At 65.1% G+C, this 14201-nt stretch carries 13 protein-coding genes, 1 pseudogene and 1 other annotated feature; of the genes and pseudogenes, 7 read left to right on the plus strand and 7 right to left on the minus strand.

All coding sequences use genetic code 11. The features are described from left to right. Positions 1–1431 (plus strand): sensor histidine kinase, encoded by a 1431-nt coding sequence (locus BLU62_RS28230; protein WP_074853775.1) that lies wholly within the window; start codon positions 1–3, stop codon positions 1429–1431. Here the strand turns inward: BLU62_RS28230 and BLU62_RS28235 are convergent. The 4 genes from BLU62_RS28235 to BLU62_RS28250 are packed head-to-tail and all read right to left on the minus strand — an operon-like array spanning position 1392 to position 4143. Next, on the minus strand, positions 1392–2081 hold the full coding sequence (locus BLU62_RS28235) for a response regulator transcription factor (protein WP_074854297.1): 690 nt from the start codon (positions 2079–2081) through the stop codon (positions 1392–1394). The two genes, BLU62_RS28230 and BLU62_RS28235, sit on opposite strands and share 40 nt — an antisense overlap. Before the next feature lie 58 nt (positions 2082–2139). Then, the gene (locus BLU62_RS28240; RefSeq protein ID WP_074853777.1) at positions 2140–2619 is read right to left on the minus strand and encodes a DUF2231 domain-containing protein; all 480 of its coding nucleotides are present in this window, start codon (positions 2617–2619) and stop codon (positions 2140–2142) included. Between the two features lie 52 nt (positions 2620–2671). Further along, on the minus strand, positions 2672–3568 hold the full coding sequence (locus tag BLU62_RS28245) for an MBL fold metallo-hydrolase (RefSeq protein ID WP_074853779.1): 897 nt from the start codon (positions 3566–3568) through the stop codon (positions 2672–2674). A gap of 32 nt (positions 3569–3600) precedes the next feature. Beyond that, complete coding sequence (locus tag BLU62_RS28250; RefSeq protein WP_074853781.1) at positions 3601–4143, minus strand: DUF6328 family protein; 543 nt, start codon at positions 4141–4143, stop codon at positions 3601–3603. A 109-nt stretch (positions 4144–4252) separates the two neighbouring features. Between BLU62_RS28250 and BLU62_RS28255 the strand changes: the two genes are divergently transcribed. Next, positions 4253–5026 (plus strand): DUF427 domain-containing protein, encoded by a 774-nt coding sequence (locus BLU62_RS28255; RefSeq protein ID WP_074853783.1) that lies wholly within the window; start codon positions 4253–4255, stop codon positions 5024–5026. On the opposite strand, the gene BLU62_RS28260 is transcribed toward BLU62_RS28255, so the two are convergent. Both BLU62_RS28260 and BLU62_RS28265 read right to left on the minus strand, forming a co-directional pair. Then, on the minus strand, positions 5027–5626 hold the full coding sequence (locus BLU62_RS28260; RefSeq protein ID WP_074853785.1) for a mycothiol-dependent nitroreductase Rv2466c family protein: 600 nt from the start codon (positions 5624–5626) through the stop codon (positions 5027–5029). Positions 5627–5670: 44 nt separating this feature from the next. After that, positions 5671–6909: a cytochrome P450 gene (locus tag BLU62_RS28265; protein ID WP_074853787.1), complete on the minus strand. Its 1239-nt coding sequence runs from the start codon at positions 6907–6909 to the stop codon at positions 5671–5673. 115 nt (positions 6910–7024) lie between these two features. Between BLU62_RS28265 and BLU62_RS28270 the strand changes: the two genes are divergently transcribed. Further along, positions 7025–7411, plus strand: coding sequence for a DUF2784 domain-containing protein (locus tag BLU62_RS28270; protein ID WP_074853789.1), 387 nt, complete (start codon positions 7025–7027; stop codon positions 7409–7411). Positions 7412–7474: 63 nt separating this feature from the next. Here BLU62_RS28270 and BLU62_RS28275 read toward each other — a convergent pair whose 3' ends face one another. Beyond that, positions 7475–8722, minus strand: a complete 1248-nt coding sequence (locus tag BLU62_RS28275) for an esterase/lipase family protein (protein ID WP_074854298.1) — start codon at positions 8720–8722, stop codon at positions 7475–7477. A 211-nt stretch (positions 8723–8933) separates the two neighbouring features. On the opposite strand from BLU62_RS28275, the gene BLU62_RS28280 reads away from it, so the two are divergent. The 4 genes and pseudogenes from BLU62_RS28280 to BLU62_RS28300 all read left to right on the plus strand — a co-directional run. Beyond that, a complete protein-coding gene (locus tag BLU62_RS28280) occupies positions 8934–10427 on the plus strand; it encodes an IS1634 family transposase (protein ID WP_074854299.1) in 1494 nt (497 codons plus the stop codon). 466 nt (positions 10428–10893) lie between these two features. Beyond that, entirely contained in the window at positions 10894–11262 is a 369-nt protein-coding gene (locus tag BLU62_RS28285) for a hypothetical protein (RefSeq protein ID WP_074853791.1), read from the plus strand. Between the two features lie 288 nt (positions 11263–11550). Beyond that, a protein-coding gene (locus BLU62_RS28295; protein WP_099047933.1) for an IS3 family transposase occupies positions 11551–12851 on the plus strand; the annotation gives its coding sequence in 2 pieces (ribosomal slippage) (positions 11551–11824 and positions 11824–12851; 1302 coding nt in all). Continuing rightward, positions 11823–11954: a sequence feature (AL1L pseudoknot), on the plus strand. It overlaps the preceding gene by 132 nt. Before the next feature lie 5 nt (positions 12852–12856). Further along, positions 12857–14036, plus strand: a pseudogene (locus tag BLU62_RS28300) (IS1634 family transposase); the annotation flags it as partial. Between the last annotated feature and the right edge of the window lie 165 nt (positions 14037–14201).

Genomic DNA, 14201 nt, shown 5'->3' on the forward strand with positions numbered 1-14201 from the left:
ATGAATCCGACGGTGCGACAACATCCCTGGTCGGAGCGGTTCAGGTGGCGGAGCGTCCGCCTGCGGCTGACGGTCGTCGGCGTCGCAACGCTGTTCGTGGCCTTGGCGATAGCCGGTGGGCTGGTGCTGATCGTCGTCTACCGCTCTCTCACCGATGCCGTCGATGAGGCGACGTCGACGCGCAGTGAGGACATCGCCGATGCGCTGGCTGAGGGCGGGCTCGCGGCGGTAAAGCCGACCGAGTTGGAGCCGACCGACTCGATCGGCGTCGTGCAGATAATCGGCCCGGATGGGGCCGTGCTCGCGGCGAGCCATGAGCGACAGCGCGTCCGGCCGCTCGTGGCCCCGGTCGAAGCCGGGGCGCGGCTCACCGCGGTCGACGCGGCATTCCCCGGCGACGACACGGAGTTCCGCGTCACGGTTCGGGGTGTGGCGACACCGGACGGGGAGGTGCTCAGCGTTGTCGTCGGAGCGGGTGAGGGCCACATCCACGCGACGGTGTGGACGGTCTTCGGGGTGCTGGGCGTGGTGTTCCCGATCATTCTCGCCGTGGCCGCAGCGACGACCTACCAACTCGTCGGCCGCACACTGCGACCGGTCGAGGCGATTCGCACCGAGGTCGCCGAGATCTCGAGAACAGGTGTGGCGCGCCGGGTTCCGGTGGCCGACACCGACGACGAGATCGCCACCCTGGCAGTGACGATGAACGAAATGCTGGATGCGCTGGCATTCGCTCGCGAGCAGCAGATCCGGTTCGTCGGTGACTCCTCGCACGAACTCCGGAGCCCGCTGGTCACGATCCTGGGATTGCTCGAACTCGCGGTCCGGACAGGTGATCCGATCGATTCCGAGACGGTGTCCACCCTTCTCCTGCCCGAGGCCCAACGGTTGCGCGACCTCGTCGACGACCTTCTTCTCCTGGCCCGCGCCGACGAGTCGGGGCTGCGACCGTCGCTCGAGGAGGTCGACCTCGACGACATCGTGAACGACGAGGTCACCCGGCTCGATCTGACCACCGATCTGGAGATTTCGGCGACCGTGCTGCCGGTGCGCGTGGCGGGCGACCGCGATCAGCTCGGTCGCGTCGTGCGGAACCTGTGCGACAACGCCGTCCGGCATGCCGATTCCGCCGTGTCGGTGACCATGGTCGTCGACCCGGAGAGCGTGACGGTGCGGGTCGCCGACGACGGTCCGGGTATCCCCGTGGACGATCGTGCACGCGTCTTCGACCGCTTCGTGCGTCTCGACGATTCACGGGATCGCCGCGGCGGCACCGGACTCGGCCTCTCGATCGTGGACGAGATCGTGCGTGCACATCATGGGACCGTGACGGTGTTCGACACCGACGGCGGTGGTTGCACCATCGGGGTGTCGTTACCGCACCGGGCCGATCATGCCGACGGGTCACCGCCGTTGTCGGCGAGGCGGTAGCCGGCGCCGCGGACGGTCTCGATCGTGCGGCACCCGAAAGGTGTGTCGATGTGCCGGCGTAGATAGCCCACGTACACCTCGACGATGTTGTCGTCGCCGCGGTAGTGCTCGTCCCACACCGCCCGCAGGATGTCGGTCTTGCTGACGACGTTTCCCTTGTGGCGCATCAGATACTCGAGAACCGCGAATTCTCGGGCGGTCAGGCGGATGGGTGTCTCGCCACGTCGGACCTCGCGTCGCGCCGGATCGAGTGAGAGTGACCCGGCCCGGAGGACGGTGGGTCGTTCCGGAGCGCCCCGGCGCGCGAGGGCGCGCAATCGGGCGGACAGGACGACGAAGGAGAACGGTTTGACCAGGTAGTCGTCGGCGCCGAGGTCGAAGGCGTCCGCCTCGTCGTACTCACCGTCCTTGGCGGTCAGCATGAGAACGGGGGTCCACACACCGCGATGTCGCAGTTCGCGAACGAGTTCGTAGCCGTTGAGTCGCGGCATCATGATGTCGCTGACGATGACGTCGTAGGTTCGGGCGCAGGCGGATTCGACACCCTCGGCGCCGTCGGCGGCGGTGTCGACGGTCCAGCCCTCGGCTTGCAGGGTCCGACGCAGGGTCTCGGTCGCCCGCGGATCGTCCTCGACGACCAGTACACGCATGTGTTCCAGTATCTGCCCGGAATAGCCCGGCTCGACGTGATTCACGTGTTCGTGCGTGTCAGGACCAGACCGCCTTGGCGCCGGTGTCCCCGGCCAAGAACACGATGTACACCGAACCGAGTGCCACCACGACCGTTGCGATCCCCAGCGCAACTGCCACTGCACGCTGCGAGAGCTTTTCTGAGGCGGGGATTTTCGCATGAAGGGCAGTCATGAACCGCTCGTCGTGCAGTGCCCACCAGAGGACGGCGAGCGCGAACAGCGGACCCACCCAATAGATCACCTGCTCGCCGAATCCGGCGTGGCGTTCGATCGCGGGGCTGGGGCCCACCTGCTCTTCCAGTGATTCCCCGGCACTGGTGGTGAGCGGAAGTGCGATGAGCGCGACGAGAGTCACCAGGGGAGTGAGGATCCCCAGGCGGGCACGAGCGGCGGGCCAGCACACCGCGGCGATCGCCATGAGGGCGCTGAGCGGAACCAGCACCACGACGAGGTGCACCAGTAGCGGGTGAAGAGGCAGTCCGTTGATCGTGCTCACGCAGCGACGGTAGCCCCGTGGTGTTGAAGGGGAGCTGAATCCGTCGGGCAGGTCACGTCCGATGGAACGAACCGTCGTCGGTGCGTGTGACCTGGCCGTGGCGCGTGAGTCGTTCGAGATGGAGCTGCGCGGTACGGCGTTCGACGGCGTCGACGAACGGCATCTGTACGTGCGGCCGGTAGACGAGTCGGTGCTCGACGATCTCGTGGAGTTGTCGGGGCCGGTCCAGGAATTCCAGCAAACGTTCCTCGCGGCGGTGGATGACGCCCTCATAGGCAGTCAAGCGTTCGCGGAAGTCCTTGGAGCCCTCCACGACTCCCTTCTGATGAAACGTTCCGTACCACCGGGCGTCGACCTCGCGCACACGCGCGATGGAGGCGAGATAGTCGTCGACGCTGCTGCCGACGTCGCCGTACATGGGGCCGAACGATGTGAGATCGATGTCGGCGATGTAGAAGAAGCCGGTCGGTTCGACGAGAACGCCGCAGTGTCCGCGGGTGTGGCCGGGGAGGTGGACGACGGTCGCGGTGACGTCACCGAGGTCGAAGACGTGCCCGTCGCCGATGCCTTGAGCCTCCGGGAAGCCGGGCGTGAGCGCGAAGGTGTCGCCGATCTGGGCGTCGACTGCGGCGCGTTCCTCCGGCGTCAGCCCGTACCCGTCGAGTAGGACCTGGAGTGAGCGAACCCCACCGACCTCGTCGTGATGCGCGAACTTCGCGGTGTCGAAGTGTCGCAATCCGGCGATGTGGTCCTCGTGCGCGTGGCTGATCATGACCGCGTCCGCATCGACCGGGTCGTGGTCGACGTCGAGGGACGGGTCGAGGACCAGCGTCGCCTCGGAGCCGTGTGCCACCACCGTGTTGCCGCGGGGGAAGGCTCCGCCGCCGGCGGGCTCCAGCACCGTGACTTCGTCGAAGCGGGTTTCGGTGAAGCTCGGCGCAGTGGTCACCTCGTCTGCCTACCTGCGTGGTGCCTGGACTGTCAACGGCGGTCGTCGCCGGGAGAGGGGGTCGTCGCCCGGGCGGTCAGCGGCAGGACGATCCAGGCCATCGAGAACAGGACGAGCGTGCAGACGCCGGCGACGACCGGGGGCACGGGCCCGGCGGTGGCTCCGAACACGACGGTGATCGCACCCGACAGCGCCAGGCCGAGGAGAGTCAGGCCGGCGAAAGACAGATAGTGCGCGCGGTTGACCACCAGTGCGAGTTGATGCTGACGGAACAATGCGCGATGCAACGCGACCGGAGCGGCGAGCAGGATCGCCGCCCCGACAGCGAACGAGACGGTGACCAGGTAGACGACGCGTAAGGCACCGCCGAGTTCTTCGAAGCCGTCATGGAACGGCAACGTGAGGAGAAACCCGGTCAGGACCTGCACTCCGATCTGCACCACGCGCAGCTCCTGGAGCAGGGAGTTCCAGTTGCGGTCCAGGCGTTGTGTCTCGGTCTCGTCGCGTTCTGCCCTGTTCCAGTCGGCATCGCCCGATCGCCGTTCGGGAGGTTCGCGGTGCGGTGGGTCGGCCACCCTCTCATCGTGGCACCTGTCGGAGCCGATATCCGCGTCCGCCGTATTGCAGAGCGGTCACCGATGACGACCCCTGGCGGATCACCGGGAGCCGGAGGACCATCGGTCCATGGCCACGTCACTGGATGAAGTCACGAAGTCTCAGTTGGGTCTGCTGCGGTGGACGGACATGCGCCGGCGTGTCCGCGCCTTCGTCGACGGCCAGGTGGTAGTCGATTCCGCTGCGCCTATTCAGGTGTGGGAACCACATCGGGTGGTCGGGTGTTACGCGGTGCCGTCCGCAGACATCGTCGGGCCGCTCGAACACCACACGCCGACGCTGCCGCCCGCCGAGCACCCGCCGATCCTGACCCCGGCGCACCCGTTCGCGCTGCACACTGCATCGGGCGCGACGTACGACATCGTTGCCGACGGGCGGACGCTCGCCGGAGCGGGCTTCCGGCTCGACGACCCCGATCTCGCCGGGTACGTACTGCTCGACTGGGACGCGTTCGACGAATGGCGTGAGGAGGAGCAGACCGTGATGGGCCATGCGCACGACCCTTACCAACGCATCGACTGCCTGCCCACCAGCAGACACGTCGTCGTGCGGATCGGCGACACCGTGCTGGCCGAGAGCCGGCGCCCGACGCTGCTTCTCGAGACCCACCTACCGGTCCGGCACTACATTCCGCGGGAAGACGTCCGGATGGACGTCCTCCAGCGTTCCGACACCGTCACGGTCTGCGCGTACAAGGGGCAGGCGACGTACTGGTCGGCGATCGTCGGCGACGAGGTGATCCCCGACGTCGCATGGACCTACACCGATCCGCTGCACGACGCGGAGCCGGTACGGGACCTCATCTGCTTCTACGACGAGCGCGTCGACCTGGAGATCCGCTGATCACGAGAACGTCGGCGGGTCCGCAGGCCGCTTCAACTGGGCGAAGCTCGAGGTGCCCGCCAGGGCGACGAGCGAGGTGTAGAGGGTCTCCGCCTCGTCGCCGGTCGGGATGCCGGCGAGCACCGGACCGAAGAAGTACGTGCCGTCGATGCCGACGATCGGACTGCCGCCGTCCTCGCCGAGTGCTTCCTGGCTGCGCTCGTGGGACTCACGCACCGCGTCGTCGAAGGAGGCATCGTCCATGCTGTCGGCCAGTTCCGCCGGGAGTCCCGCCTCGGCCAGGACCTCGGCGACCACACTCGGCGTCATCTCGTCACCCGCGTGATGGATTCGCCTGCCGAGGGCCGAGTACAGCGGCTCGATCACGTCCGGACCCGCCTTCTCGGTGGAGGCCGCGACCACTCGCCCGAGGCGGCGAGCCGTGTCGAGTCGGCGACGCTGCTCGTCGGAGTCCGGTTCCTCGTCCTCGTTGAGGATGGCCAGGCTCATGAGATGCCAGTCGACGTCTGCATCATGGGCGGTCGCGCGGTCGAGCAGCCATCGCGACGCGGCCCACGCGAAGGGACACACCGGATCGAAGTAGAAGTCGAAGTGGGTCATGGACGTACGTGTACCCAGTGCGGCCGAGTTCGATGCGTGCGGTGTCAGCGCAGCGAATACCGGATCGGCAGGTGCTTGAGCCCGCCGACGAAGACCGTTGCGGCCAGTTCGGGTTCGCCGGCCAGTTCGATCGAATCCAACCGCGGAATCAGTTCGCTGAAAAGGCTCTTCATCTCCATCCGCGCCAGCGCGGCGCCCAGACAGAAGTGCACGCCGTATCCGAACGCAAGGTGCTTGTTGGGGAATCGCCCGACGTCGAAGGTGAACGGGTCGTCGAAGACCTCCTCGTCGCGGTTCCCGGAAGTGTAAGCGAGATAGACGGATTCGCCCTTGGCGATGGGTACGCCGCGGACCGAGGTGTCGGCGGCGGCGGTGCGCATGAATTCCTTGACCGGGGTGGTCCAGCGGATCATCTCCTCGACCGCGGTGCCGATGAGTTCGGGGTCGCGGCGAAGGCGGTCGAGCTCGCCGGGGTTGTCGATGAGTGCGCGCAGACCACCGGAGATCGCATCCTTGGTGGTGTCGTGGCCGGCGCTGGCGACAATCACGTAGTAGGAGGCGGTGTCGACGTCGGACAGGGGCTCGCCGTCGATGCGGCCGTTGGCGATTGCCGACGCGAGGTCGCCGGTGGGACTCGCGCGCCGGGAGGCGGTCAGTGTGCTGAAGTAGTTGAAGAAGTCGAGCAGGGTCGCCATCCGCTCTTCGAGCGTGGTGCCGCGCTGGTACTCCTTGTCGTCGGCGCCGAACATCTCCTGGGTGAGCTGGTGCATCCGGGGAAAGTCCTCTTCGGGCAACCCCAGCAACGACAGGATCACGTACAGCGGGAAGTGGATGGCGATGTCCTCGACGAAGTCGCATTCCGGACCGATCTCGACCATCTTGTCGACGTAGCGTTTCGCCAGCGCATCGACCTGGACCTGCAGCTCGCGCAACGCTTTTGGCCGGAACCAATCCTGGCCGATCGCGCGCACCTTCTTGTGGTGCGGGTCGTCCATGTGGATCAGGGTGCGCAATCCGGCGCCGGACTCGAGCTGCGACCGGGCGAAGTCGTCGGCCACGGCGGTCACCAGCACCGGGCGTGGTTCGCTGAGCCACAGGTTGTTGTCGCGCTCGATGTCCATGATGTCGGCATGTTTGGTGATCGCGTAGAACGGCCGGTAAGGAGCCTTGTCGACGTAGGCGACCGGGTTGTGTGCCCGGAGGTAGGTCATCGCCGCGTGTAGTCGAGGCTCGTCGGCATAGGCCGTCGGATCGGCGAATACGTTGGCGGCCTCGTCGGTCATGCTCGTGCTCACCGGTGGTGTCCTTCCGTCCACGGGGTGCGGTTGCTTCGAGTGTCCGATATCAGCGTGTTCCAGATCGGCGGATTGGTGAACCTGATCGATCTACGCTGGACACATGCCTTATCGGGTCCTCGCCGACGGCATCGCGGTAACGCACCTGCTGTTCCTGCTGTACGTCACATGCGGCGGGTTCGTGGCGTGGCGATGGCCGCGCACCATTGTGCTGCATCTCGTCGCGGTGGGGTGGGGGGTCGCATCGGTGGGTCTACGGGTGAAGTGTCCGCTCACCGACGCCGAGAACTGGGCGCGGCATCGCGCCGGCGAGGCGGGGCTGCCGTCGACAGGGTTCATCGACCACTACCTCACCGGGGTGATCTATCCGGAATCGGCCGTGGGGCTGGTTCGCGGGTTGGTCGCTGTGCTGGTCATCGTCTCGTGGGTGGGGTTGTGGCGGCGGGTGCGGACCGGCTCGCGCCACCGCAGAATCGCGAGTTCGGGGTAGACGCGCTACCTGGGGCCAGCGCTTGTGGAGCGAGGTCGCGATCGTGATGGCCGGCGGGCGGGTTCAGCGGGTGCCCCGCGGCAGCGCGCGCCGGGGTCTCAGCAGCGGGAGCATCCAGTCGTACACGGCGTCGTCGTTGAGCAACGTGAAGTGGTGGGCGCCGCCGATGTGGAATCCGTCGTCGACCTCGAATCCGAGGTGATGCTTGCGATCCCGACCACCGCCACTATTGGTCAGCACCAGTCCGTCGCCGACGATGCGGCCGAACGGGTGGTCTGGACGTTGGGTCACCGTGGCCGTCACGTAGAGGTGTCGCGCCCCCTCCATCAGGGGCGGATAGTCGACGGCGGGCTGGGAGAAGGCTTCCGGATCGGCGTCCCGCCAGTGTTCCTCGGTGACGGCCCCGCGGAACAGGTCGCGAACCCCGGCGCTGCGACGACCGAGCAAGGTGCCGAACGGTCGGCTCGTCGGCCACAGGCGCAACGCTGCCGTTGCGCGGTGGACTCCTCGAGCCAGCGGTGCCCCGAGGTGGGGAGTGCCGAGGCATACGGTGTGTCGAATGAGCTTGGGCCAGTAGGCATCACGCGCGGCGCCTTGATGGCATGCGCTGCGGATGACCAGACCGCCCATGGAGTGGCCGATGAGGGTGAGGCCCGTGATCGGAACCGGCCACAGCAAGACCAGGTCGTCGAGCAGTCGCGTGAGATCGCGGCCGTTTTCGCTGATATGGCGTCCCGTGTTGTACCGGATCTGAACCTCGGTGCTGCCGAGATCGTGGGCGAGGCGAGTGCCGTAAGTGGGCCGGTTGCCTCGTTCCCACGCGAACTCGGTCTCCATCAGGCCGTGCAGGAAAATCGTCAGGTGTCCGGTTGCCTCGGGGAAGGCGGTCGCGAGTCCATCCGGGGTGATGGGAACGGCCGCGCCATCGACGCGGATTGCGATGTCGGGGGCCAGGGGCGAATGCTCGGCGGTCAGCTGATCGCCGATCAGTCCGTCGAGGATGCCGAGGGCCACGGCGCCTCGTTTGGTCTCGGAGGGAACGCCGCTGTTGTGCACCGCCAGCGACTCGGCCAGGTCACCGGCCACGTCGACGGTCGACGTGATCGCCGAGTAGATGGACGTGCTGATCGCGTCGTGCACCATCTGGGCGGGGCCGACCCTCGGACCCCACACGACCCGCAGGCCGGTGAAGACGGTATCGGCCACGGATGAATGGACGGTCGCGATCCCCGCGACCGCTTTGTTCAGCTCATCGCGGCCCAAAGCTGCCAGCGCCGGCAGTTCGCGAGTGCGTGCAGGTTCGGCAGACATGATTTCAGTGTACGTCTGTCCACTGAAGCCCTGTTCGCCATTCGAGATTGTGACGGTGGACAGGCTGGTCGGCGGTCGCGGTGTCTTCATGGTCGGCCGGGGTGTGACCTGACTTGGCTCATTATTCCGGGTTTGGCGGTTCGGATGCCCGTTGATCTGGGGTGATGGGTTGCGGGGTGGACCCTAAATCGGGGCCTCGTAGGCTGCTGTGGTGGCATTTGTGCGGACGGTGAAGACGGCGTCGGGAGCGACGGCGGTCCAGATCGTGCACTCCAACCGGCGTGGCGCCCGCGATATCGAGCACATCGGGTCGGCCCATAACGAGCAGGAGCTCGCCGCGTTGAAAGCGGCCGCGGCCGAACGGCTCGCGGCCGGGCAACAGCAACTGGATCTGGGTGTGTTGGCCGGGCCGGGCACACTACCGATCACCTCATCGCGGATGGCGGTGTTGTGGGACTGCCTCGACGGGGTGTTCACCGAACTCGGATTTACCCAAGCCACCAAGGGTGACAACGTGTTTGGCGATCTGGTGGCGGCGCGGATCGTGGAACCAACCAGCAAACTCGACTCCCTGCGCGTGCTGGCCGAGATCGGTGTCGACACCGTCTCCTACGCCACCCTCAAGCGCAGACTGCCCATCTACGCCGAACCGGAATGGCGGCGGGGGCTGGCCGCGGCGTGCGCAGCGCATGCCGGCCTGGGACCGGCAAGCCTTGTGCTCTATGACGTTACGACGCTGTACTTCGAGACCGACAAGGCCGACGGATTCCGAGAGCCCGGCTTCTCCAAGGAACGCAGGCTTGAACCCCAGATCACCGTCGGCCTTCTCACCGATGCGACCGGGTTTCCGCTGATGGTGGAAGCGTTCGAGGGCAACCGCGGCGAGACCGCCACGATGATGCCCACCCTCAAGCGGTTCATGGCCGCCCACCAGTTACGTGACATCACCGTCGTCGCCGATGCCGGGATGATCTCCGAGGCCAACAAGAGGGCTATCGAAGCCGCCGGTCTGTCGTTCATCCTCGGGGAACGCATCCCCACCGTGCCGTATGTGATTGACAAGTGGCACAACGACAATCCCGATTCCACGCCGCCGGACGGGTTGATCCTGACCCAGCCGTGGCCGGCGGGCAACAAGAACAAACACCGCCGCGATCAGGTGGTGTACTACCAGTTCAAAGCCGATCGGGCGCGTCGCTCACTGCGCGGGATCGCTGAACAGGTCGCCAAAGCGCAGAACGCGATCGCCGGCAAAGGGTCGATCAAACGCAACCGGTTCGTCAAGCTCACCGGCGGTGACCGCAGCATCAACCGCGAGTTGGAAGCCAAAGCGCGACTGCTGGCCGGATGGAAGGCGTACGCCACCAACATCACTGCTCCCACACCGGAATTCGTGATCGGCTCCTACCATCAGTTGTGGCGGATCGAGAAGAGTTTCCGCATGTCGAAATCCGACCTCGCCGCCCGACCGATCTTCCACCACACCCGCGACTCGATCGACGCGCACCTCACGATCGTGTTCGCCGCCCTGGCCATCACCCGCATCATCGAGGCCCGCTCCGGCTGGTCGATCAAGAAATTCGTCTCCACCGCCCGCCGCTACCGCGCCATCACCATCAAAGCCGGCGAGCACACCATCAACGCCGCAGACCCACTACCCGACGACCTGCAACAAGCCCTCACCGCAATCCGTGGTGGACACTAAATTGAGCCAAGTCAGGTCTTAGTTTGCGCCTCGTTTCGGTGGTGCAATGCAATCTGACAGAGTGGAGACCCAGTTCGTGACAGGGCCGACGGACATACCGATTCGATTGGGCCGAAGCGGGATTGTCCGCGAAGGCGACGCGCAGGTCGATCCGATCTTCGTGCCAAATGCGACCGACCAACTCTTCAAGCGGCCTTCGGTAAGGCGTTGACGGCGTTGCATGAGAACCGCAATACCGCGCGCTACGTCGAGGGAAGACTGCGACTCACCCTCCAGGAAGCCCACCGCCACGCAGCACCGTCGGTCTCATGATCGACTACGCACGCGCGCTTCGGCCCCACACGTCCCTGCAAGGACTTGAAAGAGCTGTATCGTCGAAGCGGCCACAACGCGAACTTTCGTGAGGCGACCGGACAACAACCGGAGGGCGCCGCCTCACGAGACTTTAACGCGGGGTGGTGGAGGCGTGACGTATTATCGGCTGGTGTTGGTGCTGGGAATCCTATTGCAGGCGGTCGGTGCGATAGCCATCGGCTTCGCTGCAATCACGCCCCCTTCGTTCCTATCGATGCCTGAGTTCAAAGCAGGACACCGGCGTCGAATCGAGATAGTTGATGAAGCTAGGCGGAAGGGCTATCACCACCTCCCGATCGAGCAGCGCGACACCTACCTTGATCAGGCCGATGCCGACCTGCGGGCTGATCTTCAACGCCTGGAGGACGGCATTGCGAGTGCCTATTGGGCAGATAGGGCCACTACATCCAGATGGACCCTGATTGGACTTGCACTGACCATCGTGGGATCGGCATGCCTCCTATGGGACACTGCGGCATGACCATCAGAGGCAACTATGACGTGGTCGGGTCGGGTTTGCGTCGATGTTGAGGTTCGAACTTCCGCGACCCGGCGAATGACGTCTCGACTAAAGATGCCCTCGCCTTGTCGCTCCGCAGGCTTTCTTCTCGATTTCGACGCAAACGATCCTCCGTTGGAATTCCCTTGATGGGTGACTACGCGTTGCGAAACCCGATTGATGGATGGCGGGTCATGTCCGAAACCTGCACCGTTAGTGAATCACCCCAGGTTTGATACCGCTTCCTTCTGAGTCAGGAAGGATGAGCACATGCCTAAGAGAATCGACCCGGAGGTCCGTTCGAGGGCCTTGCGGTTGCTGGAGGCCCACGGCGGCGAGTACACGTCGTTGACTGCCGCGGCCGAAGCGGTCGCCAAGCAGGTCGGTGTCGGCGGGGAGACGGTACGTCGATGGGCCGTACAAGCCCAGATCGATGCCGGCGCCCGCTCCGGGACCACTACGAAGGAGTCCGCCGAGATCAAGCGCCTCAAGGCCGAGAACAAGCAGTTACGAGAAGACGTTGCCATTCTGAAAGCAGCGACAACTTTCTTCGCGGGGGAACTCGACCCCCGCAACCGATGATCGTGGCGTTCATAGATCAGATGCGCGCCAACGGGTTTGCGGTCGAGTCGATCTGCCGGGTCCTGCGTGGGCAGGGCTGCCAGATTGCCGCACGAACCTACCGGGCATGGCGATCACGCACGCCTGCCGCACGGACGGTCTCTGATGCCCACGTCGTCGATGCGGTGCGCAATGTGGTTTGGCGCACCGGTGACGACGGCCGGCGGAAGATGACTCCTGAGGGCCTCTACGGGCGGGTGAAGATGCGCGCCCATCTGCATCGGACAACTCTGCCGGGGGTGTCCTATGGCGCCGTTGATCGAGCGATGAAAGTGTTAGGCCACAACGGTATTCGAAGGTCCAAGGGAGTCCGCACGACCGTCAGATCCGCTGATGGTGTCCGCGCGGAGGATCTGTTGAACCGACAGTTCAGTGCTGCCGAACCGAACCGGGTTTGGGTGACCGATTTCACCTACTGCCGGACCTGGGCTGGGTGGGTGTATGTGGTGTTCATCCTCGACGTGTTCTCCCGTCGAATCGTGGCATGGCATGCCTCGACATCGAAGTCGGTGGAGTTGGTGACAGTCCCGCTTCGGATGGCACTGTGGCAGCGCAATCGGGAAGGGCATCCGGTGAAAGCTGCTGAGCTTATTCATCATTCGGATGCCGGAAGTCAGTACACATCGGTTACACTGACTGAGCGTCTGCGACTCGAAGACCTCGCAGCGTCGATCGGATCGGTCGGGGACGCCTACGACAACGCGCTGGCCGAGTCGGTGAACGGCTTGTACAAGACCGAGTGCATCCGGACCACGATCTTCCACTCCGGCCCGTACCGGACGATCTCCGACGTCGAGTTCGCGACCGCTGGTTGGGTCGACTGGTACAACAACAGCAGGTTGCACTCGAGTATTGGCCAGATTCCCCCGACCGAGTTCGAAACGCTCCACTACGCTGGCCTCGGCCCCGAGGACCAGCCCACATTGGAGGCGGCACAAAACCTGGGGTGATTCATCTTGTCCTAGCCCGCATTATCGAACCCACCAGCAAGCTGGATTCACTGCGCGTGCTGGAGGAAGTTGGCGTGGACACCATGTCCTATCGCAGCCTGACCCGCCGCCTACCGCGGTACGCGACCGTGGAGTTCCGTCGCGGGCTGGCCGCAGCGTGCGCAGCGCGCGCCGGACTGGGGCCGGCGAGCCTCATCTTGTACGACGTCACCACGCTGTACTTCGAAACTGACAAGGCCGATGGGTTCCGTGAGCCCGGATTCTCCAAGGAACGTCACCTTGAGCCGCAGATCACCGTCGGCCTGCTCACCGACGCAACCGGGTTTCCGCTGATGATCGAGGCATTCGAGGGCAACCGGGCCGAGACCGCCACCATGCTGCCTACTCTGCGGGCGTTCATGGCCGCCCACCAGCTCTGCGACATCACCGTGGTCGTTGATGCCGGGATGATCTCCGATGCCAACAAGAAGGCCATCGAGGCCGCCGGACTGTCGTTCATTCTGGGCGAGAGAATTCCGTCGATTCCGTACCTGATTACGCAGTGGCACAGGAACAATCCCGACTCCACGCCACCGGACGGACTGGTGCTGACTCAGCCGTTTCCGGCGGGGTCGAAGAACAGCGCCGTGACCAGGTCGTCTACTACAAGTACAGCGCCGATCGGGCACGCCGCAGTGTGCGCGGCATCAACGAGCAAGTCGCCAAGGCTGAGAATGCGGTCGCTGGCAAGGCAAAGCGCCGGTCAAGCGCAACCGGTTCGTCACGCTCAAAGGCGCCGACAAAAGCGTCAACCGTGACCTCGAAACCAAGGCTCGCACGTTGGCCGGTTGGAAGGCTTACGCCACCAACATCGATTCTCCGACACCGGAATTCGTGATCGGCTCCTACCACCAGCTGTGGCGGATCGAGAAGAGCTTCCGCATGTCCAAGAGCGACTTGGCCGCCCGGCCGATCTTCCATCACACCCGCGACTCGATCGAAGCCCACCTGAGCATCGTGTTCGCCGCACTCGCGATCACCCGCGCCATCGAGGAACGCTCCGGCTGGTCGATCAAGAAGTTCGTCACCACTACCCGCCGCTACCGCACCGTGCAGATCAAAGCCGGCGCCCACACCATCACCGCCGCTGACCCGCTACCCGACGACCTGCAAGAACTCATCGCCGCAATCCGCGGTGCGCACTAATCTGACCGAAGTCAGGACCGACCACGAGGTCGCGGCCTGGTTCACGCTCTTCAACCCCGACCTCGGGTGCAAAGCGGCTCTGCAAGTCCTCGACGAAGAACCGTTCGAGGAATCAGGTGGCCTGGTCCTCACAAGCTGCGTTGGATTTCACCGCTAGCCGCAGGG

Origin of the sequence: Gordonia westfalica (assembly GCF_900105725.1) — a bacterium.
Lineage (GTDB): Bacteria > Actinomycetota > Actinomycetes > Mycobacteriales > Mycobacteriaceae > Gordonia > Gordonia westfalica.